The sequence below is a fragment of the Mycobacterium sp. AT1 genome (assembly GCF_002043095.1).
Classification (GTDB): domain Bacteria; phylum Actinomycetota; class Actinomycetes; order Mycobacteriales; family Mycobacteriaceae; genus Mycobacterium.
This window is the reverse complement of sequence record NZ_MVOC01000056.1, coordinates 57054-81364: the sequence shown is the minus strand read 5'-3', so window position 1 is coordinate 81364 and position 24311 is coordinate 57054. Positions and strand designations below refer to the sequence as shown.

The 24311-nt window shown below is 67.2% G+C and carries 33 protein-coding genes; 28 read left to right on the top strand and 5 right to left on the bottom strand.

Annotated features, from left to right (window positions below; genetic code table 11):
* Positions 1-2: 2 nt before the first annotated feature.
* A complete protein-coding gene (locus tag B1790_RS24715; RefSeq protein ID WP_079925912.1) occupies positions 3-356 on the top strand; it encodes a nuclear transport factor 2 family protein in 354 nt (117 codons plus the stop codon).
* Here B1790_RS24715 and B1790_RS24710 read toward each other — a convergent pair.
* Both B1790_RS24710 and B1790_RS24705 read right to left on the bottom strand, forming a co-directional pair.
* Positions 344-1261: an alpha/beta hydrolase gene (locus tag B1790_RS24710; protein WP_079925911.1), complete on the bottom strand. Its 918-nt coding sequence runs from the start codon at positions 1259-1261 to the stop codon at positions 344-346. The genes B1790_RS24715 and B1790_RS24710 overlap by 13 nt on opposite strands.
* Positions 1258-1782 (bottom strand): hotdog fold domain-containing protein, encoded by a 525-nt coding sequence (locus tag B1790_RS24705; RefSeq protein ID WP_079925910.1) that lies wholly within the window; start codon positions 1780-1782, stop codon positions 1258-1260. Before B1790_RS24705 ends, B1790_RS24710 begins: the two co-directional genes overlap by 4 nt.
* Positions 1783-2254: 472 nt before the next feature.
* Between B1790_RS24705 and rpsJ the strand changes: the two genes are divergently transcribed.
* The 27 genes from rpsJ (at position 2255) to sppA (ending at position 21507) form a co-directional block, all read left to right on the top strand.
* Positions 2255-2560 carry a 30S ribosomal protein S10 gene (gene rpsJ / locus B1790_RS24700; protein WP_003925843.1) on the top strand — a complete coding sequence of 102 codons (306 nt, stop codon included), beginning with the start codon at positions 2255-2257 and terminating at the stop codon, positions 2558-2560.
* A gap of 15 nt (positions 2561-2575) precedes the next feature.
* Positions 2576-3226 (top strand): 50S ribosomal protein L3, encoded by a 651-nt coding sequence (rplC, locus tag B1790_RS24695; protein WP_079925909.1) that lies wholly within the window; start codon positions 2576-2578, stop codon positions 3224-3226.
* Positions 3226-3885 carry a 50S ribosomal protein L4 gene (rplD, locus tag B1790_RS24690; RefSeq protein ID WP_079925908.1) on the top strand — a complete coding sequence of 220 codons (660 nt, stop codon included), beginning with the start codon at positions 3226-3228 and terminating at the stop codon, positions 3883-3885. The genes rplC and rplD overlap by 1 nt, the downstream gene beginning before the upstream one ends.
* Positions 3885-4187, top strand: coding sequence for a 50S ribosomal protein L23 (rplW, locus tag B1790_RS24685; RefSeq protein WP_079925907.1), 303 nt, complete (start codon positions 3885-3887; stop codon positions 4185-4187). The genes rplD and rplW overlap by 1 nt, the downstream gene beginning before the upstream one ends.
* 33 nt (positions 4188-4220) lie before the next feature.
* Positions 4221-5057, top strand: coding sequence for a 50S ribosomal protein L2 (gene rplB / locus B1790_RS24680; protein ID WP_079925906.1), 837 nt, complete (start codon positions 4221-4223; stop codon positions 5055-5057).
* A gap of 12 nt (positions 5058-5069) precedes the next feature.
* Positions 5070-5351, top strand: a complete 282-nt coding sequence (gene rpsS, locus B1790_RS24675; protein WP_056557244.1) for a 30S ribosomal protein S19 — start codon at positions 5070-5072, stop codon at positions 5349-5351.
* Positions 5351-5887, top strand: coding sequence for a 50S ribosomal protein L22 (gene rplV / locus B1790_RS24670; RefSeq protein ID WP_079925905.1), 537 nt, complete (start codon positions 5351-5353; stop codon positions 5885-5887). The genes rpsS and rplV overlap by 1 nt, the downstream gene beginning before the upstream one ends.
* Positions 5887-6780: a 30S ribosomal protein S3 gene (rpsC, locus tag B1790_RS24665; RefSeq protein ID WP_079925904.1), complete on the top strand. Its 894-nt coding sequence runs from the start codon at positions 5887-5889 to the stop codon at positions 6778-6780. The genes rplV and rpsC overlap by 1 nt, the downstream gene beginning before the upstream one ends.
* 3 nt (positions 6781-6783) lie before the next feature.
* Entirely contained in the window at positions 6784-7200 is a 417-nt protein-coding gene (rplP, locus tag B1790_RS24660) for a 50S ribosomal protein L16 (protein ID WP_056557234.1), read from the top strand.
* A complete protein-coding gene (gene rpmC, locus B1790_RS24655; protein WP_056557231.1) occupies positions 7200-7433 on the top strand; it encodes a 50S ribosomal protein L29 in 234 nt (77 codons plus the stop codon). The genes rplP and rpmC overlap by 1 nt, the downstream gene beginning before the upstream one ends.
* The gene (gene rpsQ / locus B1790_RS24650; RefSeq protein WP_056557227.1) at positions 7433-7744 is read left to right on the top strand and encodes a 30S ribosomal protein S17; all 312 of its coding nucleotides are present in this window, start codon (positions 7433-7435) and stop codon (positions 7742-7744) included. The genes rpmC and rpsQ overlap by 1 nt, the downstream gene beginning before the upstream one ends.
* A gap of 288 nt (positions 7745-8032) precedes the next feature.
* Complete coding sequence (locus B1790_RS24645) at positions 8033-9325, top strand: EAL domain-containing protein (RefSeq protein WP_079925903.1); 1293 nt, start codon at positions 8033-8035, stop codon at positions 9323-9325.
* 46 nt (positions 9326-9371) lie between these two features.
* Complete coding sequence (locus B1790_RS24640) at positions 9372-11042, top strand: diguanylate cyclase domain-containing protein (protein ID WP_079925902.1); 1671 nt, start codon at positions 9372-9374, stop codon at positions 11040-11042.
* 134 nt (positions 11043-11176) lie between these two features.
* Complete coding sequence (locus tag B1790_RS24635) at positions 11177-13549, top strand: arylsulfatase (RefSeq protein ID WP_369832420.1); 2373 nt, start codon at positions 11177-11179, stop codon at positions 13547-13549.
* Between the two features lie 22 nt (positions 13550-13571).
* Positions 13572-14495 carry a formylglycine-generating enzyme family protein gene (locus B1790_RS24630; protein ID WP_079925900.1) on the top strand — a complete coding sequence of 308 codons (924 nt, stop codon included), beginning with the start codon at positions 13572-13574 and terminating at the stop codon, positions 14493-14495.
* Positions 14496-14513: 18 nt separating this feature from the next.
* Positions 14514-15203: a hypothetical protein gene (locus B1790_RS24625; protein WP_079925899.1), complete on the top strand. Its 690-nt coding sequence runs from the start codon at positions 14514-14516 to the stop codon at positions 15201-15203.
* Between the two features lie 196 nt (positions 15204-15399).
* The gene (gene rplN, locus B1790_RS24620) at positions 15400-15768 is read left to right on the top strand and encodes a 50S ribosomal protein L14 (protein ID WP_056557578.1); all 369 of its coding nucleotides are present in this window, start codon (positions 15400-15402) and stop codon (positions 15766-15768) included.
* Positions 15769-16086, top strand: a complete 318-nt coding sequence (rplX, locus tag B1790_RS24615; RefSeq protein ID WP_079925898.1) for a 50S ribosomal protein L24 — start codon at positions 15769-15771, stop codon at positions 16084-16086.
* Between the two features lie 2 nt (positions 16087-16088).
* A complete protein-coding gene (gene rplE / locus B1790_RS24610) occupies positions 16089-16661 on the top strand; it encodes a 50S ribosomal protein L5 (RefSeq protein WP_079925897.1) in 573 nt (190 codons plus the stop codon).
* A gap of 4 nt (positions 16662-16665) precedes the next feature.
* Complete coding sequence (locus tag B1790_RS24605) at positions 16666-16851, top strand: type Z 30S ribosomal protein S14 (RefSeq protein ID WP_079925896.1); 186 nt, start codon at positions 16666-16668, stop codon at positions 16849-16851.
* Between the two features lie 90 nt (positions 16852-16941).
* Positions 16942-17340: a 30S ribosomal protein S8 gene (rpsH, locus tag B1790_RS24600; protein WP_056557199.1), complete on the top strand. Its 399-nt coding sequence runs from the start codon at positions 16942-16944 to the stop codon at positions 17338-17340.
* Between the two features lie 11 nt (positions 17341-17351).
* Positions 17352-17891, top strand: a complete 540-nt coding sequence (rplF, locus tag B1790_RS24595) for a 50S ribosomal protein L6 (protein WP_079925895.1) — start codon at positions 17352-17354, stop codon at positions 17889-17891.
* Positions 17892-17939: 48 nt separating this feature from the next.
* Positions 17940-18308: a 50S ribosomal protein L18 gene (gene rplR, locus B1790_RS24590; protein ID WP_198952114.1), complete on the top strand. Its 369-nt coding sequence runs from the start codon at positions 17940-17942 to the stop codon at positions 18306-18308.
* A 28-nt stretch (positions 18309-18336) separates the two neighbouring features.
* The gene (rpsE, locus tag B1790_RS24585; RefSeq protein WP_079925893.1) at positions 18337-19029 is read left to right on the top strand and encodes a 30S ribosomal protein S5; all 693 of its coding nucleotides are present in this window, start codon (positions 18337-18339) and stop codon (positions 19027-19029) included.
* A gap of 2 nt (positions 19030-19031) precedes the next feature.
* Entirely contained in the window at positions 19032-19211 is a 180-nt protein-coding gene (rpmD, locus tag B1790_RS24580; RefSeq protein ID WP_056557186.1) for a 50S ribosomal protein L30, read from the top strand.
* Positions 19211-19651 (top strand): 50S ribosomal protein L15, encoded by a 441-nt coding sequence (gene rplO / locus B1790_RS24575; protein WP_079925892.1) that lies wholly within the window; start codon positions 19211-19213, stop codon positions 19649-19651. Before rpmD ends, rplO begins: the two co-directional genes overlap by 1 nt.
* Positions 19652-19734: 83 nt before the next feature.
* The gene (gene sppA, locus B1790_RS24570) at positions 19735-21507 is read left to right on the top strand and encodes a signal peptide peptidase SppA (RefSeq protein ID WP_079925891.1); all 1773 of its coding nucleotides are present in this window, start codon (positions 19735-19737) and stop codon (positions 21505-21507) included.
* A 10-nt stretch (positions 21508-21517) separates the two neighbouring features.
* Here sppA and B1790_RS24565 read toward each other — a convergent pair whose 3' ends face one another.
* Genes B1790_RS24565 through B1790_RS24555 form a run of 3 tightly spaced genes read right to left on the bottom strand, consistent with a single transcriptional unit; the run spans position 21518 to position 24268 of the window.
* A complete protein-coding gene (locus B1790_RS24565; RefSeq protein ID WP_079925890.1) occupies positions 21518-22420 on the bottom strand; it encodes a class I SAM-dependent methyltransferase in 903 nt (300 codons plus the stop codon).
* A gap of 19 nt (positions 22421-22439) precedes the next feature.
* Positions 22440-23342, bottom strand: coding sequence for a class I SAM-dependent methyltransferase (locus B1790_RS24560; protein WP_079925889.1), 903 nt, complete (start codon positions 23340-23342; stop codon positions 22440-22442).
* Positions 23339-24268 (bottom strand): class I SAM-dependent methyltransferase, encoded by a 930-nt coding sequence (locus B1790_RS24555; RefSeq protein ID WP_079925888.1) that lies wholly within the window; start codon positions 24266-24268, stop codon positions 23339-23341. Before B1790_RS24555 ends, B1790_RS24560 begins: the two co-directional genes overlap by 4 nt.
* Positions 24269-24311 lie beyond the last annotated feature (43 nt).

The window sequence follows — 24311 nt, the reverse complement described above, 5'->3', positions numbered from 1 at the left end:
CCATGCCGACACCCGATGCGGCGGCGTTCGCGCTGGCATGGACGCGGGCGTGGAACGACCACGACGTGGAGGCGGTGCTCGACCACTTCCACGACGACGTCGTCTTCACCTCACCCGTCGCCGCGCGGGTGATCCCGGAGAGCGGGGGAGTGGTCCGCGGCAAGACGGCACTGCGCGACTACTGGCTGACCGCGCTCCGCGTCCTGCCCGACCTGCACTTCGAGGTCGTGGACGTCTATCGGGGTGAGTCGCTGCTGGTGATCAACTACCGCAACGAACGTGGCGGTCTGGTCAACGAGGTGCTGATGTTCGACGGCGACCTGGTCCGCGAGGGACACGGCACCTATCGGGAGTGAGCCACGGGGACATTGGCCGCCAAGAACGCCAGCTGGTCGGCGACGACGGTCGAGAAGAACGGCTCGACGTACGGGTCGAAATGACCGCAGTCATAGGTGTGCACCGTCGGCCGGGCCATCGCGTTGGCGGCTTGCAGCGCGACGCGGCGCGGCGTCACCGCGTCGTGCGCGGCCACCTGAACCAGCGTCGGGCAGGACACCCCGCGAGCCTGCCGCCCGGGGGAGTAGAGGCCGATCTTCAGTGCCACCCGCGCGGCCACGAACAGGGGAGCCGACGCGGCGTCCGGTCCGGACTCGGCGATCAGTCGCCGCATCCCTGGCAGGGCATCGGGAGAGGTGATGATCGCCGTGGCACCCGGTGCGCCTGCCGAGTCGACGTAGACGGGAGCGCGGTGCCGCCAGGCGCGCAGTTGGTCCCGCAGCGCGGACGGGGCCAGGCGCAGCCCGGCCAACACGCCGGTGGCCCTGACGGCGGCCGGCCCGCTGACGTGGGGAACCTGCGCGATGACGGCGGCCAGCGGAACCCCGGAGCCGGCCAGTGCGATGACGTGCCCGCCGGCCAACGACGTCCCCCATGCCACGACGCGAGCGGAGTCGACGTCTGGCAGCTGGCGCGCGAACCCGAGGGCCGACCGCCAGTCGGCGTGCTGTGCCTTGATGTCCAGCACCTGTCTCGGCTGGCCGTCGCTGTCGCCGAAGCCGCGGTAGTCGAAGACGACGACGGCGTAGCCGGCGGCGGCGAACCGCTCGGCGTAGGCGTACAGCCGTAACGTCCGGACGCCGCCGAAGCCGTGGGCCATCACCACGACCGGCGCCGCGGCGCCATCGACGTGTGGGCGGTAGACGCGGACCGCGCACCGGGTGCCCTCGGAGTCGAAGTGCGCCTCGGCATGGGTGAACGTCACAGGTGCTCCCGGTAGTCGGTGGTCAGTCGCGGGGATGAGCGGGGGGTCACCCAGGTGGTGATGTCGGCGTGCACGACCTCGACGCCGTGTCGGTCCACGACGCTGACAGGTATCACCAGCTCGGTGCCCTCGGTGATGGCGCGGAAGTCGGGCGGCACCACCTTGGCCGTCGCCCGCAGCGACGTCGTCGCCTTGGCCAGGTACTCGACGGACATCGCCTTCGGGATCCAGCGGTGCGTGGTGGGGACGGTCGCCTCCATCAGCATGCCCATCGCCATCTCGGCGGCATTGCACGACGCGATGGCGTGCACCGTCGCCAAATGGTTGTGGACGAAGAACCAGTTCGGGACCGTGACCTCAGCCAACCCCGGCTCCATCCGCACCACGTGGGGCAGCACCGACGCGAAGTACGGCACCCGCACCATGGCTGCGGCGGAGAACAGTCGGCTCCCGCCAGGGCGCCCGGAAAGCCGCGTCCACATGCGGTAAGTGGCCGTCGACGACGTCGGAGCGGTGGGCATGGGGCGCTACCTTACTCTGGAGTAAGGATTCGGCGGCGACGCCGGGGTGCCGAGCGTGACGCCACCACGAGGATTCCGTCCCATGGCCGCAGTGGCGTCACGTTGGGCGCCCGTGAAAGGGTGAAGACAGCCGTCGGTGCCCACCGCAGATTCCCGCGCGACCAGGAATTTGGAGCACACGGGGATCTGAGGCATACTGTTCGGGTTGCCTTGAGCCGGGGCGATGCTTGATCTCGAGCATGCCTGGCTTAGGCGACCGACCAGCGCCCTTACGGGCGCGTCCGGTCCCCACCTCGACTGCGGCGGATTTAGACGCAGGAGAGTGTGCGCGAAGGCGACACGCCCGAGCGCGGGGGTCGGTGGACCACAGACAGGTAAACAGCGGCGGCATAGCCAGCGCGCTACCCAACGGGTAGAGCGCACGAAGACCAGGCCCATTCAGTGGGCCCGTTAATAGTGAGGTAGGACAAGCGTGGCGGGACAAAAGATCCGCATCAGGCTCAAGGCCTATGACCACGAGGCGATCGATGCCTCGGCGCGCAAGATCGTCGAGACGGTCACCCGTACGGGCGCGAGCGTCGTTGGCCCGGTGCCGCTGCCGACGGAGAAGAACATCTACTGCGTCATCCGCTCCCCGCACAAGTACAAGGACTCGCGGGAGCACTTCGAGATGCGCACCCACAAGCGCCTGATCGACATCCTCGACCCGACGCCGAAGACCGTTGACGCTCTCATGCGCATCGATCTGCCGGCGAGCGTCGACGTCAACATCCAGTAGGAGAGACCAGAACCAATGGCACGCAAAGGCATTCTGGGCACCAAGCTGGGCATGACGCAGGTGTTCGACGAGAACAACAAGGTCGTCCCAGTCACGGTCGTCAAGGCCGGTCCCAACGTGGTGACCCGTATCCGCACCACCGAGCGCGACGGCTACAGCGCCGTGCAACTCGCCTACGGCGAGATCAGCCCGCGCAAGGTCAACAAGCCGGTCACCGGTCAGTACGCCGCGGCGGGCATCAACCCCCGCAGGCACCTGGCCGAGCTCCGGTTCGACGAGGCAACCACCGCCGACTTCGAGGTTGGTCAGGAACTGACCGCCGAGATCTTCGCCGACGGGAGCTACGTCGACGTCACCGGCACGTCCAAGGGCAAGGGCTTCGCAGGCACCATGAAGCGTCACGGCTTCAAGGGCCAGGGCGCCTCGCACGGCGCGCAGGCAGTGCACCGTCGGCCCGGCTCGATCGGTGGCTGCGCCACCCCGGGTCGCGTCTTCAAGGGCACTCGCATGTCCGGCCGGATGGGCAGTGACCGCATCACGACCCAAAATCTGAAGGTGCACAAGGTCGACGCCGAGAACGGTGTCCTGTTGATCAAGGGCGCCATCCCCGGCCGCAACGGCGGACTCGTCGTAGTTCGCACTGCGATCAAACGAGGTGAGAAGTAATGGCTGACAAGACGATTGACGTCCGTACGCCGGATGGCAAGACCGACGGCTCCGTCGACCTGCCCGCCGCGCTGTTCGACGTCGAGCCCAACATCGCCCTGATGCACCAGGTGGTGACGGCTCAGCTGGCCGCCAAGCGCCAGGGCACGCACTCGACCAAGACTCGCGCCGAGGTCTCCGGTGGCGGCAAGAAGCCGTACCGCCAGAAGGGCACCGGCCGCGCCCGTCAGGGTTCGACGCGGGCACCGCAGTTCACCGGCGGTGGCATCGTGCACGGCCCGAAGCCGCGCGACTACAGCCAGCGGACCCCGAAGAAGATGATCGCCGCGTCACTGCGCTCCGCTCTCTCCGACCGGGCCCGCAACGACCGGATCATCGCGGTCACCGAGCTGATCAGCGGCCAGACGCCGTCGACGAAGGCCGTCAAGTCCTTCCTCGAAACGCTGGTGACCAACCAGCGCAAGGTGCTGATCGTCATCGGCCGGACCGACGAGATCGGTTCCAAGAGCGTGCGCAACCTGCCGGATGTTCGAGTGATCTCGCCGGATCAGCTCAACACCTACGACGTGCTCGACGCCGATCACCTGGTGTTCAGCGTGGAGGCATTGAACGCCTACATCGAGGCGCACACCTCCGACAAGGAAGAGGTAACGGCGTAGTGGCTACCATCACTGACCCCCGCGACATAATCCTGGCGCCGGTGATCTCCGAGAAGTCCTACGGACTGATCGAAGACAACACCTACACGTTCGTGGTGCACCCGGATTCGAACAAGACGCAGATCAAGATCGCGATCGAGAAGATCTTCAGCGTCAAGGTCGACTCGGTGAACACGTTGAACCGCCAGGGCAAGCGCAAGCGCACCCGCAGCGGGTACGGCCAGCGCAAGAGCACCAAGCGCGCGATCGTGACCCTGTCCGCAGGTAGCAAGCCAATCGACCTGTTCGGAGCACCGGCCTAACCGCCGGCGGGAAGCACAGAGGACTAGACAGACATGCCTTTACGCAAGTACAAGCCGACGACCCCCGGTCGTCGCGGGTCCAGCGTCTCCGATTTCGCCGAGGTCACTCGGTCGACTCCGGAGAAGTCGCTGATTCGCCCGCTGCACAGCACCGGTGGTCGTAACGCACACGGACGCATCACCACTCGGCACAAGGGTGGCGGCCACAAGCGCGCCTACCGCGTGATCGACTTCCGTCGCCACGACAAGGACGGCGTCGACGCCAAGGTCGCGCACATCGAGTACGACCCCAACCGCACCGCGAACATCGCACTGCTGCACTACGTCGACGGCGAGAAGCGCTACATCATCGCGCCGCAGGGACTGTCGCAGGGCGACCGCATCGAGCAGGGGCCGAACGCCGACATCAAGCCCGGCAACAACCTGCCGCTGCGCAACATCCCCGCCGGTACCGTCATCCACGCCGTGGAGCTGCGACCGGGCGGTGGCGCCAAGATGGGCCGCTCCGCCGGTGTCAGCATCCAGCTGCTCGGCAAGGAAGGCACCTACGCCACGCTGCGTATGCCCAGTGGTGAAATCCGCCGCGTCGACGTGCGCTGCCGCGCCACCGTCGGCGAGGTCGGCAACGCCGAACAGGGCAACATCAACTGGGGCAAGGCCGGACGTATGCGGTGGAAGGGCAAGCGCCCGACCGTCCGTGGTGTCGTGATGAACCCGGTCGACCACCCGCACGGCGGTGGCGAGGGCAAGACCTCCGGCGGCCGTCACCCGGTCAGCCCGTGGGGCAAGCCCGAAGGCCGCACCCGCAAGAACAAGCCGAGCGACAAGCTCATCGTCCGACGCCGGCGCACCGGCAAGAACAAGCGCTAGGAGTATCCAGCGATGCCACGCAGCCTGAAGAAGGGCCCGTTCGTCGACGACCATCTTCTGAAGAAGGTCGACGTCCAGAACGAGAAGAACACCAAGCAGGTCATCAAGACCTGGTCCCGTCGGTCGACCATCATCCCCGACTTCATCGGTCACACCTTCGCCGTCCACGACGGTCGCAAGCACGTGCCGGTGTTCGTCTCGGAGTCCATGGTCGGTCACAAGCTGGGCGAGTTTGCCCCGACCCGGACCTTCAAGGGTCACATCAAGGACGACCGGAAAGCGAAGCGGCGGTAATGACCACGACGATTGAGTATCCGTCCGCGGTTGCCAAGGCACGCTTCGTGCGTGTCTCGGCATCCAAGGCGCGCCGTGTAATCGACCTGGTGCGCGGCAAGTCCGTCGCCGAGGCGCTCGACATCCTGCGGTGGGCACCACAGCAGGCCAGCGAGCCCGTCGCCAAGGTCATCGCGAGTGCTGCCGCCAACGCGCAGAACAACGACGGCCTGGACCCGGCGACCCTCGTGGTTGCCGCCATCACCGCCGACGAGGGCCCGACCGCCAAGCGCATCCGACCGCGCGCCCAAGGGCGTGCGTTCCGAATCCGCAAGCGCACCAGCCACATCACGGTGATCGTCGAGAGCCGTCCCCCGAAGGTGCGCGGCACCAAGGGTGCGTCGTCCTCGGCGTCGACCCGGGCGCGTCGCGCACAGGGCAGCAAGGCAGCCGCCACTGCTCCCGCCACGAAGGCACCTGCCACGAAGGCGGCCGCCACCAAGGCGACGCCCGAAACGGCTTCTGAGACTTCTGATTCGAAGGGAGGCTCGGAGTAGTGGGCCAGAAGATCAATCCCCACGGCTTCCGCCTCGGCATCACCACCGACTGGAAGTCCCGCTGGTACGCAGACAAGCAGTACTCGGAGTACGTCAAGGAAGACGTCGCGATCCGTCGCAGGCTCTTCGCGCCGTTCGTCATTCCTGGCGAGCGCAACGTCGAGCTGGAGCGCGCAGGCGTCGCCAAGGTGGAGATCGAGCGCACCCGTGACCGGGTTCGCGTCGACATCCACACCGCCCGCCCCGGCATCGTCATCGGTCGTCGCGGCGCGGCAGCCGACAGCATCCGCGGCACGCTGGAGAAGCTGACCGGCAAGCAGGTTCAGCTGAACATCCTCGAGGTCAAGAGCCCCGAGTCGGTGGCCCAGCTGGTCGCCCAGGGCGTCGCCGAACAGCTCAGCAACCGCGTGGCCTTCCGTCGTGCCATGCGCAAGGCGATTCAGTCCGCCATGCGTCAGCCGAACGTCAAGGGCATCCGGGTGCAGTGCTCGGGTCGCCTCGGCGGCGCCGAGATGAGCCGCTCGGAGTTCTACCGCGAAGGTCGGGTGCCGCTGCACACGCTGCGCGCAGACATCGACTACGGCCTCTACGAGGCCAAGACCACCTTCGGCCGCATCGGCGTGAAGGTCTGGATCTACAAGGGCGACGTCGTCGGTGGCAAGCGCGAGCTGGCCGCCCCGGCGCCCGCAGGCGCAGAGCGTCCGCGTCGTGACCGTCCCACCGGCGCTACCCGTCCGCGCCGCAGTGGCGCCTCGGGCACCACGGCGACGAGCACCGAAGCTGGTCGTGCCGCAAGCGAGGAAACCCCCGCTGCCGACACGTCCGCCGCTGATACGTCCGCTGCACCCGAAGCCGTTGCGGCTCCGGTGGCAGCAGAAAGCACGGAGAGCTAAACCATGTTGATTCCCCGCAAGGTAGCGCACCGCAAGCAGCACCACCCCCGGCAGCGTGGCATTGCCAGTGGCGGCACCTCGGTGAGCTTCGGCGACTACGGCATCCAGGCACTGGAGCACGCCTACGTCACCAACCGGCAGATCGAGTCCGCTCGTATTGCCATCAACCGGCACATCAAGCGTGGCGGCAAGGTGTGGATCAACATCTTCCCCGACCGCCCGCTGACCAAGAAGCCCGCCGAAACCCGCATGGGTTCCGGTAAGGGTTCGCCGGAGTGGTGGGTCGCGAACGTCAAGCCGGGTCGCGTTCTCTTCGAGATCAGCTACCCCGACGAGAAGGTCGCGAAGGAAGCGCTCACGCGCGCCATCCACAAGCTGCCGATCAAGGCACGCATCATCACCCGAGAGGAGCAGTTCTGATGGCAGTGGGAGTTTCGCCAGGAGAACTGCGCGAGCTGACCGACGAGGAGCTCACCGCACGGGTGCGCGAGTCGAAGGAAGAGCTGTTCAACCTTCGGTTCCAGACGGCGACCGGCCAGCTGGCCAACAACCGCCGGCTGCGCGTGGTGCGCCAAGAGATTGCACGCGTGTACACCGTGCTTCGTGAACGTGAGTTGGGTCTGGCCTCCGGACCCGTTGGTGAGGATTCGTAATGGCAGAGAACGAACAAGACGCGACGGCTGGTGCTCAGCACACCGCGCGCACGGAAAAGCCACGCGGACAGCGCAAGACGCGCATCGGCTACGTGGTGAGCGACAAGATGCAGAAGACCATCGTCGTCGAGCTGGAGAACCGCTCCAAGCACCCGCTCTACGGCAAGATCATCCGGACCACGACCAAGGTCAAGGCCCACGACGAGAACGGCACCGCAGGTGTCGGTGACCGCGTCTCGCTGATGGAGACCCGGCCGCTGTCCGCGACCAAGCGCTGGCGCCTGGTCGAGGTGCTCGAGCGCGCCAAGTAAGACCGACGTTTCACGAAGGCCCCCGTACGCCCTGGCGTACGGGGGCCTTGTCGTTTCCCCCGGCGTTGCTGTTAATTCTGGGTGGGGTGCGGTAGTGACCTCGTGCGACGATGTGGTTGGCGGTGTGGCAAACGCCGCATGTCGAGACACTGTGGTGTCGTAGCTGCTTGACATCGCTTGATCCCAGGATAGGCAACCGGCCGTGCATTACGCGCGATGTCTACTCCGACCGCTATGATGCCCTTGGCGTAGCGTCGGGAGATTAGCTCCACACAGAATCCAGGCACCGTGACGTCCGATGTCGAGGAAGGCGGGTCGGTGGTGGGGGGCAACGGAGTCCAGTGGGACCTCGACGGTGACCAGTCCGACCTCGACGACGCCGTGACCGGCGAAGGCGTGGCGCCGTTCTTTCAGCCCATCGTCTCGCTGCCCTCGGGTTCGACCGTCGGATTCGAGGCTCTGGCGCGCTGGCCCGGGCAGCCTCATCTCGGCCCGCAAGATGTCTTCGCCCACGCCGCCGCCACGCGGCAGGTCACCGAGCTCGACCGTGTCTGCATCGACAGATCGATTGACGCCGCCCTGCGTGGCGGTTTGAGCGAGGGTGCGCTTCTCGGCGTGAACTCCGAGCCGGCGAGCGACTACACCGGTCGGGCCGACAGCGAGTTCGTCCGGCGCGGACACGAGAAGTTCTCGTTGTTCTTCGAGCTCACCGAGCGCAACCTGCTCAAACACCTTCCGACACTGCTTCGAAAGGTCGCGGCGCTGCGCGCCGACGGCATCGCGATCGCGCTCGACGACGTAGGTGACAACCCAGAGTCGTTGGCGCTCTTGGACATCGTGTCCCCCGAGGTCATCAAGCTGGCCAACAAGCTGATTCAGGATCCCGCGAGCGCCGACACTGCGAAGACCGGCGCCGCCATCATGGCCCACCGAGAGCGCCGGGGAGCGCTGATCGTCGCCGAGGGCATCGAAACCGACGAGCACCTCGAGCAGGCAATGGCATGGGGCGCAACCCTTGGGCAGGGTTTCCTGTTCGGCAGGCCGAGTCCGCTGCTGCCGTACGCCCCGACGACAATCTGCTCGTCGCCCGCACTCCGGGCGCGTGCGCATACGTCGTTCCACAGTCCGTTCGACGCGGTGGCAGGCGACCCGGCGATGCGGACGGCGCGAAAGCCGACGCTGTGGGCGATCTCGCGGTATCTGGAGGAGCAGGCGCTCCACAGCAGGGACACCCCGATGGTCTTGACCGCCCTCCAGAACGGTGCGAACTTCGGACTGCCCACCCGGCGCCGCTACGCAGCGCTCGCTGCGGCCAGCCCACTGGTGGCCGTCTTCGGCGCCAACTTCACCCCGGACCGGCCATCCGAGATTCGCGTCGTCAGGCACGACGCTTCCGATGCGCTGAGTTCACAGTGGGTGGTGGTGACGCTAGGTCCACACGTCGCCGCCGCACTGGTCGCACGCGAGCGCGGCGGCCAAGCCGCGGCATGCGACGAGGACCGTGAGTTCGACTTCGTCATCACCCACGATCGTGCCGTCGTCACCGCGGTGGCGTCGGCCCTCTTGAATCGGATCCGGTAGTGCGTCCACCCCTGCGACGTCATGGTCATCCGGACACCTGATCGCGATGGCGAACCCCGACCTCACCGACGACTACGACGGAGCGACCCGTCGTAACGGTCGCACCGCCAAGGTGCGCGGCCACGTCACCGACGCATCGTTTCGCCGCCTGGTCGACAAGAGTCCCGACGGCATCGTCGTGCACCGGGACGGTCGTGTGGTCTATGCCAACCAGACGGTGGTGCGGTGGGTGGGAGCCCAGTACGCCGACCAGGTGCTCGGGCAGCCGCTCACCGAATTCATCCACTCCGACTCGATCGAGTCGGTGCTCACGCGGATGGCGGCGCTGCGTCACGACGGCGACGTCACCAGGGCGTCGGAGGGAGTGCTGTTGCGTCTCGACGGCACGACTCTCGACGTCGAGGCGGTCACCACCCTGGCGACGTGGGAGGGGGCACCCGCATATCACGTCACGCTGCGGGACCTGACGTTCGTCCGCACCGCGCAGCGGAGTCTGCGGTACCAGGCGATGTTGGTCGACAGGGTGAACGTCGCAATCATCGCGACGACGGTGACCGGCCTGGTGACCAAGTGGAATCGGGCCGCCGAAATCGTCTACCAGCGTCCCGCGTCCAGTGCGCTGGCCATGCCGATCGGAGACGCCGTCGGCGCGACGTTCGACCTCGCGGCCGTCGTCGAGGGCGGCGGCACGGTGCTCTCCACCCACCGCACGGCTGACGGTCAACCGGTCATCGTTCGAGTGTCCGTGTCGGCCCTCGACAGCGGTTACGTCCTGGTGTGCACCGACGAGACCAAATCCCATGGAGTGGAACGCCTTCTGCGCAGGATCGTCAACTCCCTCGACGAGGGCATCCTGGTCGTCGACGGGTCGGGCCGCGTCACGTCGGTCAACCCGGCTGCGGAGCGGATCCTCGGGGTGCCTGCCGCGGCGCTCGTCGAGGGTGACGGACGGGCGGTTCAGCGAATCCCCATGTACGACGTGAGCCGTCGTCCCATCGACCCGCAGGACCACCCCGTCGTGCAGACCGTCCGGACCGGACGACCGTTTCACGGCTCGATCATCGGAATAGACCGCCCCGACGGTCGGAGGACGTGGCTGCGGGTGAGCTGCCGACCGCTCGACAGCGACGAGCGCCACGTCACCGCCATCCTGGTGTCGTTCTCCGACATCACCGCCGAGCAGGTGGCGCGGGAACGGCTCACCTACCGCGCCACCCACGACGCCCTCACCGGCCTGCCCAACCGGGCCGCAATCCTCAACCAGATCGCCGATTCGCTTCGCGCGCAAGGCGAACACCGGCTCGGCGCGGTCCAGTTCATCGACCTCGACAACCTCAAGGCCATCAACGACTCGCTCGGTCACGACTGTGGTGACGAGCTGCTTCAAAGCGTCGCACGGTGCCTTCGTGCATCCGTCGGACCCAACGACGTCGTCGGCCGGCTCGGCGGGGACGAGTTCGTCACCCTCGTCGCAGGTGACGTCAGCGCCGCCGAACTCGCCTCGTACGTCGCCCGACTGGAGCGCAATCTCGACCAACCGATGAGGCTCGGGGCGGCGACCATCCGGGCCCAGGCCAGCATCGGGGTCACCCTGGTGGCACCGGAGGACGAGCGCACCGCCATCGAGATCCTGCGCGACGCGGACGCGGCGATGTACGCGACCAAGGCCAAGCGGCGGCGCGGCTACGGCAAGCCACCCGAGGGCAATTCGCGCTAGCGCGAGGCCCCGTCGCGCGACGCGGTCTGCGACGCCGGCAGGACGGGCGGCGCGCCCAACTGGCACTGTCGTCAATATGTCGGGCCCGTGGTCGGCGCCGGGTGTACTCTCCTGGCGATCGTCGAGACGAGGCGATGCACCGACCTGGATGGGGCGCGATGACGGAGTTCAACGGGAAGATCGAGCTGGACATCCGCGACTCCGAGCCGGACTGGGGTCCCTACCAAGCTCCCACGGCGCCGCCGGGAGCCCCCAACGTTCTCTATCTGGTGTGGGACGACACCGGCATCGCGACGTGGGACTGTTTCGGTGGACTCGTCGAGATGCCCGCGATGAGTCGCATCGCGGAACGGGGAGTGCGCCTGTCGCAGTTTCACACCACCGCACTGTGCTCGCCGACGAGGGCCTCGCTGCTCACCGGCCGCAACGCCACCACCGTCGGAATGGCGACCGTCGAGGAATTCACCAACGGCTTTCCCAATTGCAACGGGCGGATACCCGAGGACACCGCGTTGCTCTCGGAAGTGCTCGCGGAACGGGGTTACAACACCTACTGCGTCGGCAAGTGGCACCTGACCCCGCTCGAGGAGTCCAATCTTGCTGCCACCAAACGGCATTGGCCGTTGAGTCGTGGGTTCGAACGCTTCTACGGGTTCATGGGCGGCGAGACCGACCAGTGGTACCCGGAGCTGGTGTACGACAACCATCCCGTCGCCCCGCCAGCCACTCCCGAAGACGGCTACCACCTCTCGAAGGACTTGGCCGACAAGACCGTCGAGTTCATTCGCGACGCCAAGGTGATCGCCCCCGACAAGCCGTGGTTCAGCTACCTGTGCCCCGGCGCCGGCCACGCGCCGCACCACGTCTTCAAGGAGTGGGCCGACAAGTACGCCGGTCGCTTCGACATGGGGTACGAGGCCTACCGCGACATCGTCCTGGAGAATCAGAAGCGCCTCGGCATCGTGCCGCAAGAAACCGAGTTGTCGCCCGTCAACCCGTATCTCGACGTCAAGGGGCCCAACGGCGAAGCCTGGCCCTACCAGGACACCGTCCGGCCGTGGGACACCCTCAACGACGACGAGAAGCGGCTGTTCAGCCGGATGGCCGAAGTATTCGCCGGCTTCCTGTCCTACACCGACGCTCAAATCGGCCGGGTGCTCGACTACCTCGAGGAATCGGGTCAGCTCGACAACACGATCATCGTGGTCATCTCCGACAACGGCGCCAGCGGTGAAGGCGGCCCCAACGGATCGGTCAACGAGGTCAAGTTCTTCAACGGCTACGTCGACACCGCCGAGGAAAGCCTGCGGTTCTACGACCAGCTGGGCAGCCCCGAGACGTACAACCACTACCCGATCGGGTGGGCGATGGCGTTCAACACGCCGTACAAGTTGTTCAAGCGCTACGCCTCCCACGAGGGTGGCATCGCCGACACCGCAATCATCTCCTGGCCCAACGGAATCGACGCCCACGGCGAAGTCCGCGACCACTACGTCAACGTCTGCGACGTCACCCCCACGATCTACGACCTGCTGGACATCGCCCCGCCCGAGCAGGTTCGCGGAATCGCGCAGAAACCGCTCGACGGCGTGAGTTTCAAGGCCGCCCTTGCCGATTCGAGTGCCGACACCGGCAAGACCACGCAGTTCTACACGATGCTGGGCACCCGGGGCATCTGGCACGACGGCTGGTTCGCCAACACCGTGCACGCCGCCAGCCCGTCGGGGTGGTCGCACTTCGACCAGGACCGCTGGGAGCTCTTCCACATCGAGGCGGACCGCAGCCAGTGCCACGACCTGGCAGCCGAGCATCCCGACAAACTCGAGGAGCTCAAGGCGCTGTGGTTCGCCGAGGCCGCCAAGTACAACGGGCTCCCGTTGGCCGACCTCGGCTTGATCGAAACCCTGAGCGGCTGGCGACCGTACCTCTCCGAAGGCCGCAAGACGTTCACCTACTACCCGGGCACCGCCGAAGTCGGCATCGGCGCGGCCGTCGAGCTCCGCGGCCAGTCGTTCTCGGCCCTCGTCGAGGTCACGGTCGACACCGCGGATGCGGCGGGCGTGCTCTTCAAACACGGGGCAGGCCACGGCGGGCACGTGCTGTTCGTCGCGGACGGCCGCCTGCAGTACGTCTACAACTTCATGGGCGAAGACGAGCAACTGGTGTCATCGCCCGACCAGATTCCCTTGGGCAGCCACGTGTTTGGCGTCAGCTACCAGAGGTCGGGCACGGTGGAGGGCAGCCACACCCCGCTCGGCGACGTCTCGCTGTTCGTCGACGACCAGACGGTCGCCACCATGGCGGCAGTCCGCACGCACCCGGGCATGTTCGGCCTGGCAGGCGGGGGAGTGGCAGTCGGCCGCAACCCAGGCCAGGCGGTCTCGCGGGCGTACCAGGCGCCGTTCCCCTTCACCGGTGGGACCATCGCCAAGGTCGTCGTCGACGTCACCGGCACGCCGTACCGGGACGTGGAACGAGAACTGGCGCAGGCGTTCTCCAAGGACTGAGGCCAGGCCTACCCTGAACGACATGCTGACGGAGCTGATCGAGCTGCCGGGCGGAGCGTTCGAGATGGGGTCGACGGCCTTCTACCCCGAGGAGACTCCCACCCACACGGCGACCGTCGGCGCCCTGGCGTTCGAACGGCACCCCGTGACCAACGCGCAGTACGCCCGATTCGTCGACGACACCGGATACGTCACGGTCGCCGAACGCCCACTGGACCCGGAGGCCTATCCCGGGGTGGCCGAAGCGGACCTCGTACCAGGCGCGCTGGTCTTCCGACCGACCTCCGGACCCGTCAACCTGGGGGATTGGCGGCAGTGGTGGGACTGGGCTCCGGCCGCGTCGTGGCGACACCCCGAGGGGTTGGGCAGCACGGTCGACGATCGGCTCGACCATCCCGTCGTGCAGATCTCCTACTCCGACGCCGCCGCCTATGCCCGATGGGCGGGGCGTCGCCTGCCGACCGAGGCCGAATGGGAGTACGCGGCTCGCGGCGGCGCGTCGACGACGTACCCCTGGGGAGAGGACGTCGCACCGAACGGCGAGTTGATGGCCAATACCTGGCAGGGCCGCTTCCCGTACCGCAACGACGGCGCCAACGGATGGTTCGGCACCTCGCCGGTCGGGAAGTTTCCGCCCAACGGCTTCGGGCTGGTCGACATGATCGGCAACGTGTGGGAGTGGACGTCGACGAGGTACACGATGCGGCACCGGCGGGCAGGAGCGGAGCGACCGGGGGATGAGCACCGGCAAGGAGCAGCAGCGTCGGCGAAGGGGTGTTGCACGCCCTCCCACGAACCCGACCCGAGCGTGAACCAGACGCTCAAGGGTGGGTCCCACCTGTGCGCACCGGAGTACTGCCACCGCTATCGGCCCGCCGCAAGGTCGTCGCAATCACAGGACAGCGCCACCGTTCACATCGGATTTCGCTGCGTGGCCGACGCCTGATCGGCACATACTGTCCCGATGCGAGTTCTGGTGCTGGCAGCCGCGGTCGTCACCGTCGGAGTGACGGGCGGCTGCACCGAGACCAGCGCCGGTCACCCGGTGGCAAGCCCCACCTCATCCCAGCAGGCCGCCATGACCACGATCACCAGCCCGGCCACCAGCCCGGCCACCACCGAGGAGATGCCGGCGATGGGCGTGACGACCACCCTGCCCGACACCGTCCCGCCGAACGCCCTGGTCTGCCTGCCGACCGCGACACCGGGGGCGCCCGCCACGGCCGAGGTCGACGACCCGTCCGCCCCGAGGATCGTCGTCGCGATGCCCGCGGGCTGGACCGCCGCGCCGTCGGCCACCGGTCTGACGCTGAGCGGACCCGATGGCATGACCGGCGCCGTCACTGTCGCCAAGACCGCACTCGACCCCACCGCCGCCTTCGAGAAGTACACCGACGACGTCTCCGACCAGGCCCCCATCAGCAGCGTCAGCGTGCTCCCCGCGGAAATCTGCGGCTACAGCGGCCAGCGGCTCAGGGGTGTGCTCTCCGGCGGACCGGCAGGCAAGCAGGTCTACGACGACCGCATCGTGCACGTCTGGACCAACGACGGTGATTACCTGATCGCCGTTCACGTCGCCGCATCGGAGACGTCGCCGGCGTTCGACGCGGCGGCTGAGACGCTGACCGCGGACTTCCCGATCACCCTTCCCTGAGGGCCCGCCGAGAACCGTTTCGAGCAGCGATTTGGTTCGTTGCCCCTGCGCCCCTACTATGTAGGGGTTGCCCTGGGCAGACCTCGGTGGTCGCTTTCGAAAGTGAGCGGAAACCCTGCGTGCCCTTCGGCAACGAAGACCGCGCATGTCGAGCAGTTTCGTGCTGTTCGTCGTGCAATCGATTCGAGGAGATCTAGTGATTCAGCAGGAATCGCGGCTCAAGATCGCCGACAACACGGGCGCCAAGGAGATCTTGTGCATTCGCGTACTCGGTGGCTCGGGTAGGCGTTACGCCGGAATCGGCGATGTCATCGTGGCGACCGTCAAGGACGCCATCCCCGGTGGCAACGTCAAGAAGGGTGAGGTCGTCAAGGCCGTCATCGTGCGCACCGTCAAGGAGCGCCGGCGTGCCGACGGGAGCTACATCAAGTTCGACGAGAACGCCGCCGTCATCATCAAGCCCGACAACGACCCGCGCGGAACCCGCATCTTCGGGCCGGTCGGCCGCGAGCTGCGCGAGAAGCGCTTCATGAAGATCGTCTCGCTGGCTCCGGAGGTGCTGTAAATGAAGGTGCACAAGGGTGACACCGTCCTGGTCGTCGCTGGCAAGGACAAGGGCGCCAAGGGCAAGGTCCTCGTCGCCTACCCGTCGCGCGAGAAGGTCCTCGTCGAAGGCGTGAACCGGATCAAGAAGCACACCGCGGTGTCCCAGAACGAGCGTGGCGCGTCCTCGGGCGGCATCGTCACGCAGGAGGCCCCGATCCACGTGTCCAACGTGATGGTGGTCGACTCCGACGGCAACCCCACCCGGATCGGCTACCGCCGTGACGAAGAGACCGGCAAGAACGTCCGGGTGTCGAAGAAGAACGGCAAGGACATCTGAGCATGACTACGACTGAAACCGCAGAAAAGACGCTTCCTCGCCTCAAGCAGCGCTACCGCGACGAAATCAAGGGCGCGCTCAACGAGCAGTTCGCCTACGACAACGTCATGCAGATCCCCGGCGTGGTCAAGGTCATCGTCAACATGGGTGTCGGCGACGCCGCCCGCGACGCGAAGCTGATCAACGGCGCGGTCACCGACCTGCAGCTGATCACCGGCCAGAAGCCCGAGATCCGCAAGGCCCGCAAGTCCATCGCCCAGTTCAAGCTTCGCGAGGGAATGCCCATCGGCGCCCGCGTGACGCTGCGCGGCGACCGCATGTGGGAGTTCCTCGACCGGCTGGTCTCGATCAGCCTCCCGCGTATCCGCGACTTCCGCGGCCTGTCGCCCAAGCAGTTCGACGGCAGCGGCAACTACACCTTCGGTCTGACCGAGCAGTCGGTGTTCCACGAGATCGACGTGGACAGCATCGATCGTCCGCGCGGCATGGACATCACCGTCGTCACGTCGGCGACCAACGACGACGAAGGCCGGGCGCTGCTGCGTGCGCTGGGCTTCCCGTTCAAGGAGAACTGAGCAGATGGCAAAGAAGGCGCTGGTCAACAAGGCCAACAAGAAGCCAAAGTTCAAGGTGCGCGGTTACACGCGTTGCAACAAGTGTGGACGTCCGCACGCGGTCTACCGCAAGTTCGGCCTGTGCCGCATCTGCCTTCGGGAGATGGCGCACGCCGGCGAATTGCCCGGTGTCCAGAAGTCCAGCTGGTAACCCCCCAATCAAATCTAGGAAAGCACGCGGTAGGCCCCCAAGGGTTTTCAACCCGGCGGGAACCGTCGCGAGGAAGGTGAGCTGGCTGTCATGACCATGACGGACCCGATCGCAGACTTCTTGACACGTCTGCGCAACGCCAATTCGGCGTACCACGACGAGGTGACTCTGCCTCACTCGAAGATCAAGGTGCACATTGCCGAGATCCTCAAGGAGCAGGGCTACATCACCGACTTCCACACCGAGGATGCTCGGGTTGGCAAGGCGCTCGTGGTGCAACTCAAGTACGGACCAAGTCGCGAACGCAGCATTGCGGGCCTCAAGCGGGTCTCCAAGCCCGGCCTGCGCGTGTACGCGAAGTCAACCAACTTGCCCCGCGTTCTCGGTGGCCTCGGCGTGGCGATCATCTCCACGTCCTCGGGTCTGCTGACCGACCGTCAGGCAGCTCGACAAGGCGTGGGCGGCGAAGTCCTCGCCTACGTCTGGTAGGGGAAGAAGACATGTCACGCATTGGAAAGCAGCCGGTCCCGGTTCCATCCGGGGTCGACGTCACGATCAACGGACGGAACGTCTCCGTCAAGGGACCCAAGGGCACCCTGACGCTGGACATCTCCGAGCCGATCACGGTCGACCGCGGTGACGACGGTGCCATCGTCGTCACCCGTCCCGACGACGAGCGTCGCAGCCGTTCGCTGCACGGTCTCTCGCGGACGCTGGTCGCCAACCTGGTCACCGGTGTGACCGAGGGCTACACCACGAAGATGGAGATCTTCGGTGTTGGTTACCGCGTCGCACTCAAGGGCAAGACCCTCGAGTTCGCGCTGGGCTACAGCCACCCGGTCATCATCGAGGCCCCCGAGGGCATCACGTTCGCGGTGGAGACGCCCACCAAGTTCTCGATCACCGGCATCGACAAGCAGCAAGTCGGCCAGATTTCGGCGAACATTCGCCGCCTGCGTCGCCCGGACCCGTACAAGGGCAAGGGCGTTCGCTACGAAGGCGAGCAGATCCGCCGCAAGGTCGGAAAGACGGGTAAGTAAGCCATGGCCAACACGAAAACTGATACGGCAGCTCCCAAGCGGAAGCCGTTGGGACAGAGCGTCTCCGAGACCCGTCGGATTTCCCGGCTGCGTCGCCACACCCGGCTGCGCAAGAAGGTCGCGGGCACTCCCGAGCGTCCGCGCCTGATGGTCAACCGTTCCTCACGCCACATCCACGTGCAGTTGGTGGACGACCAGTCCGGCACCACGCTGGCGGCCGCGTCGTCCATCGAGGCCGACGTGCGTGCGGTCGAGGGTGACAAGAAGGCCCACAGCGTGCGCGTCGGACAGCTGATCGCGGAGCGCGCCAAGGCCGCAGGAGTGGACACCGTGGTCTTCGACCGCGGCGGCTACACCTACGGCGGACGCATCGCCGCGCTGGCTGACGCCGCCCGCGAGAGCGGACTGAAATTCTGATGAAGACTCGAAACGGAAGGACTGCCTGATGGCCGATCAGCCAACAGCAGGAACCGGAACCGGCGCCGGAACGACCGGTAGCCGACCCCCACGGGGCGGCGGCGGTGGCGACCGTGACGGACGCGGTCGTCGTGACGACCGCGGTGGGCGTGGCGGCCGCGACGGCGGAGAGAAGAGCAACTTCCTCGAGCGCGTCGTCGCCATCAACCGCGTCTCCAAGGTGGTCAAGGGTGGTCGACGCTTCAGCTTCACCGCCCTGGTCATCGTCGGTGACGGCAACGGCATGGTCGGTGTCGGCTACGGCAAGGCCAAGGAAGTTCCCGCCGCGATCGCCAAGGGCGTCGAAGAGGCCCGTAAGAGCTTCTTCCGCGTTCCGCTGATCGGTGGCACCATCGTCCACCCCGTCCAGGGTGAGGCGGCCGCTGGTGTCGTCATGCTGCGTCCCGCCAGTGCAGGTACCGGCGTCATCGCCGGTGGCGCATGCCGCGCGGTGCTGGAATGCGCAGGCGTGCACGACATCCTGGCCAAGTCGCTGGGCAGCGACAACGCGATCAACGTGGTTCACGCCACCGTTGCCGCGCTGAAGATGATCCAGCGCCCCGAAGAGGTCGCCGCACGTCGTGGCCTCTCGATCGAGGACGTCGCCCCGCCGAGCATGCTCAAGGCGCGACGTGAAAGCGAAGCGCTGGCCGCCGCGGCAGCGCGTGAAGGATCGGCATAGTCATGGCTGAACTGAAGATCACCCAGGTGCGAGGCACCGTCGGTGCGCGCTGGAGGCAGAAGGAGAGCCTGCGGAGTCTCGGACTTCGCAAGATCCGTCAGACCGTCGTCCGCGAGGACAACGCTCAGACGCGTGGCCTGCTCGCCGTCGTCAACCACCTCGTCACCGTCGAGGAGGCGTAATGACCATCAAGTTGCACGACCTGCGCCCAGCGCCCGGGTCGAAGACCGCCAGGACCCGCGTCGGTCGCGGTGAGGGCTCCAAGGGTAAGACCTCGGGCCGTGGCACCAAGGGTACGAAGGCACGCAAGAACGTTCCCGTGACGTTCGAGGGTGGCCAGATGCCCATCCACATGCGGCTGCCGAAGCTCAAGGGCTTCAAGAACCGGTTCCGCACGGAGTACGAAGTGATCAACGTCGGTGACGTCAACCGGCTCTTCCCCAACGGCGGCACCGTCGGCGTCGACGAACTGGTCGCCGCTGGTGCGGTTCGCAAGAACAGCCTGGTGAAGATCCTCGGTGACGGCAAGCTGACCGTGAAGGTCGACCTGACCGCTCACAAGTTCAGTGGCAGCGCGCGCGAGAAGATCAGCGCCGCAGGCGGCTCGGTCACCGAGCTGTAGTCCCACGACGCAAGAGCCCCCGCTTCGGCGGGGGCTTCTTGCGTTTTCGGGGGCACGCTCAGTCCGTCGGTAGGCTCGTCTGCATGCTCAGCTTCCTGTCAGACGTCCCAGGTACCGACGAACTACGCGCGATCGTCCGCAAGGTCGACACCGCGCGCCACCACGGGGTGCCCAGCGGCTGCGTGCTGGAACTGGATCTGCAGACGGTGCCGCAGGAGACGGGCGGCTTCGACCCCTTCGCCATGCTCAGCGGCAACGGCAAACCACTGCTGCTGCGCGAGGCGGTCGACGCCATCCGCCGCGCGGCCAAGGACCACCGGGTCTCGGCGCTGATCGCCCGCGTCCAGTTGCCCGCAGGCGCACCGGGTCCGGTGCAGGAGCTGCGCGAGGCCATCGTCGAATTCAGTGACGTCAAACCGTCGCTCGCGTGGGCCGAGACCTACCCGGGCATGATGTCGTACTACCTGGCGTCGGCGTTCCGCGAGGTCTGGATGCAACCGTCGGGCACCGTCGGTTTGGTCGGGTTCGCGACCAACGCGCTCTTCCTCCGTGAAGCGCTCGAAAAGGCCGGCATCCAAGCGCAATTCGTCGCCCGCGGCGAATACAAGTCCGCCGCCAACATGTTCACCCAGGAGAACTACACCGACGCCCACCGGGAAGCCGACGGCAGGCTGATTCAAAGCCTGCACGACCAGGTGCTGACGGCGGTGGCCGCGTCCCGGCACGTCGACGTCGCCGGCCTCGACGCGCTGGCCGACAAGGCGCCGCTGCTGCGCGACGACGCGGTCACCGGGCGTCTCGTCGACCGCATCGGCTTCCGCGACGAGGCGTACGCCCGCATCATCGAACTCGCCGGTGCACCAAGTGTTTCGCCGGACGATCCAGACGCCCCGGCCCGGCTGTACCTGTCGCGCTACGCCCGCGCGGCCGGTGCGAGCTCGGTGCCGTCGCTGCCCGGCCGCAAGTCCAAGCCGACCATCGCCGTGGTGACGCTGGCCGGTCCGATCGTCAGCGGCCGTGGCGGTCGCACGTTGTCGCCGATGGGAACCTCGAGCGCCGGCGGCGACACGATCGCGGCGGCGCTGCGCGAGGCGGGCGCCGACGACGACGTGACCGCCGTGGTGCTGCGGGTCGACAGCCCTGGCGGCTCCGTCACCGGCTCGGAAACCATTTGGCGCGAGGTGGTTCGGCTGCGCGACGCAGGCAAGCCGATCGTGGCGTCGATGGGTGCCGTCGCCGCCTCGGGTGGCTACTACGTGTCGATGGCAGCTGACGCGATCGTCGCCAACGCGGGCACGCTCACCGGTTCGATCGGTGTGGTCACCGGGAAGCTGGTGGCCCGTGATCTCAAGGACCGTCTCGGCATCGGCTCGGATTCGGTGCGCACCAACAGAAATGCCGACGCCTGGTCGGTCAACGCACCGTTCACCGACGAGCAGCACGCCCACGTCGAGGCCGAAGCCGACCTGTTCTACACCGACTTCGTGCAGCGCGTCGCCGACGGTCGGGGAATGACCGTCGAGGAGGTGGACGCCGTCGCCCGCGGGCGGGTGTGGACCGGGGCCGACGCCTTGGACCGTGGCCTGGTCGACGAACTCGGCGGGCTCCGCACGGCGGTCGACCGCGCCAAGGTGCTCGCCGGCTTCGACGCCGACACCGAGGTCAAGGTCGTCCGACTTCCCGGCTCGTCGCTGATGGATGCGCTTCGCCCCAAGCCGTCGTCGCAGCCCGCCGCGGCGTCGTTGCCGGATGCGTTCGGCGCGCTCGTCGGACGGTCGGCAGCCGTTCTGCTGACGCAGGCCGAGCGATCGCTGACCGGGGTCAACGCGCTGTGGTTGGGGGACCAGCGCTTCTGATCCCTCGGCCTCAGCCCGTGAACACCGCCCTGACGTAGCTCAGATCGCCCATGATCTTGGACATCTCGTCGTCGGGGAACTCGAAGTCGTTGGCGGCGTAGGCCTCTTGGTTGGGCAACGCCGTGACCTCCCACCCGCGTTCGCGGAGGTAGTCGACGGGGTTGTTCCGCTTGCCCTGATAGACCAGGTCGGCCATCTCGATGTCGGAACCCAGCTGCTTCAGCCGATCCCTGAGGTGCTGAGAGCGCTCGTCGGTGAACGCGGTCAGGTCGGGAACGTGCTCGGTGGCGAGACGGCTTCCCGGTGCCGACAGGGCGGTGATGGTGTCGAACAACGCATCCTGCGCTTGGGGGGGAAGGTAGATCAGCAGCCCCTCCGCGCTCCAGGAGGTCGGCTGGGTGGGGTCGAAACCGCTGTCGGTCAACGCCTTCGGCCAATCCTCCCGCAGGTCGACGGACACGGTTCGGTGGGTGGCCGTCGGCTTTGCGCCGATCCCCTGCAGCGTCCTCTGCTTGAACTCGACGACCTCGGGTTGGTCGACCTCGTAGACCACCGTGCCGTCCGGCCACGGCAGTCGGTAGCCACGCGCGTCGAGACCGGCGGCGAGGATCACGGCCTGCCGTACCCCGGCGGCGGCCCCGTCTAGGAACACCTCGTCGAAGAATCGCGTGCGAACCGCCATGCCCTCGGCCGCCCGACGGGGGGTGAAGGCCGGGTCGACGGCGGTGAAGTCGACGTCACCGTCGAGCATCCTGGTGAACAGGTCGACGCCGACCGCCCGCACCAGCGGTTCGGCGTAGGGGTCGTCGATCAGCTTCTCGCGGTGACCAAGCGCGCGTTGTGCGGCGACCATCGTCGCGGTGGCCCCGACGCTGGAGGCCAGGTCCCAGCTGTCGCCGTCAGTTCTCGCCATGATGTCTCTCCTCTTGTCGCTATGCCAGTGTCGACGTCAGGTAGCCGGAGTTGCCGCCGAACGTGGCGAGCTCGTCGTCGGGAAGTTGGAAACCGTTGGCGGCGTAAGCGTCCGCGGTCGGGAGGATGGTGTTGCGCCACCCCTGCTTCGCCAGGTAGTCGGCGGCACTGTTGCGCTCACCGGTGTAGAACAACTCGGCAAGGTCGATCTCGGATCCCAACCGCTTGGTGCGCTCGGTGAGCTTCTCGGCCCAATCGCCGGGAATCGAACTCAGGTCCATGTGCTCGGTCGCGATCCGACTGCCGGGTGCCGACAGCGCGGTGATGTCGTCGAACAACCGGTCCTGCGCCTCCGGCGGCAGGTAGACCAAGAGACCCTCCGCGCTCCACGCCGTCGGGGCGGCGGGATCGAAACCCTGCTCCTTCAAGGCCTTCGCCCAGTCGTTGCGAAGGTCGACGGCCACGGTGCGGCGTTGCGCGGTGGGTTCGGCACCGAGGTCGGCCAGCGTGCGGGTCTTGAATTCGATGACCTCCGGTTGGTCGATCTCGTAGACGACGGTCCCCGCGGGCCACGACAGGCGGTAGGCCCTGGTGTCGAGACCCGAGGCGAGGATCACGGCCTGCCGCACCCCGGCTCGAGCGGCGTCGAGGAAGAAGTCGTCGAAGAACCGGGTCCGGACGGCCATCTGCTCGTTCATCGCCCGCCGGTTCAGCAGCGGATCGTCGTCGTCGGCGAGCGACTCGCCGTCGACGACCTTGACGAACATCTCCATGCCGACGGCGCGCACCAGCGGATCGGCCCACGGGTCGTCGAGAAGCGCGTCGGGACCCTGTGACGCCGTGGCGCGGGTGGCGGCCACCGCGGTGGCGGTGGCGCCGACACTCGAGGCCAGGTCCCAGCTGTCGTCAGCGGTGCGTGTCATGAAATGTCTCCTTCGAGGGTGGCGATGACGGATAGGGAATTGCGCAGGGCCGCGAGTGCCTCGGAGTCGGGGAACTCCCGGCCGTAGTCGGCGAACACGTCGGGTCGGGGGCGGGCCGACACACTCCAGCCCTTCGCGGTCAGGTAGTCGACGACGGGCGTGCGCTCGCCGACGTAGGTCAGGTCGGCGATGTTCACGTCGAAGCCGTGGGTCCGCCACTGGTCGGCCAGTGCGCCTGCGCGGCCGCCGAGCGCTGCGCCGCCGTCCGGGTGGTACTCGGTGGCGAGGCGACTGCCGGGTGCCGATACCGCGGTGATGTCGTCGAAGAGGCGGTCCTGCGCGTCGGGCGGGAGGTAGACGAGAAGGCCCTCGGCGCTCCACGCCGTCGGCGCCGTCGCGTCGAACCCGGCCGCCGCGAGCGCCGACGGCCAGTCGTCGCGCAGGTCGACCGCGACGGCACGGCGGTCGGCGGTGGGGGTGGCGCCGAGGTCGGCCATCGCCGCGGACTTGGCGCCAAGCACCGCGGGTTGGTCGATCTCGAACACCGTCGTGCCCGCCGGCCACGGCAGCCGATAGGCCCTCGAGTCGAGACCCGACGCCAGAATCACCGCCTGCCGCACCCCGGCCCCGGCGGAATCCATGAAGAAGTCGTCGAAGAACCGCGTCCTGACCCCCATGACGTCGGCCAGCATCCGGCCTGCGCCCTCGGATTCTTCGTCGAGGGCCAGGGTGCCGTCGACCAGCTTGACGAAGAACTCGATGCCGACGGCGCGAACCAGGGGAGCGGCGTAGGGGTCGTCGACGAGGGGGTCGGTTTCGCGCGAGGCCAGGGCGCGGCCGGCCGCGACCATCGTGGCCGTCGCGCCGACGCTGGACGCGAGGTCCCACTCGTCGCCGTCGAAGCGCTTCGTGTCGGGATGGGTCATCCGTGCCTCCAACTATTAGTTAGCTGATGTAACGAGACGTTGG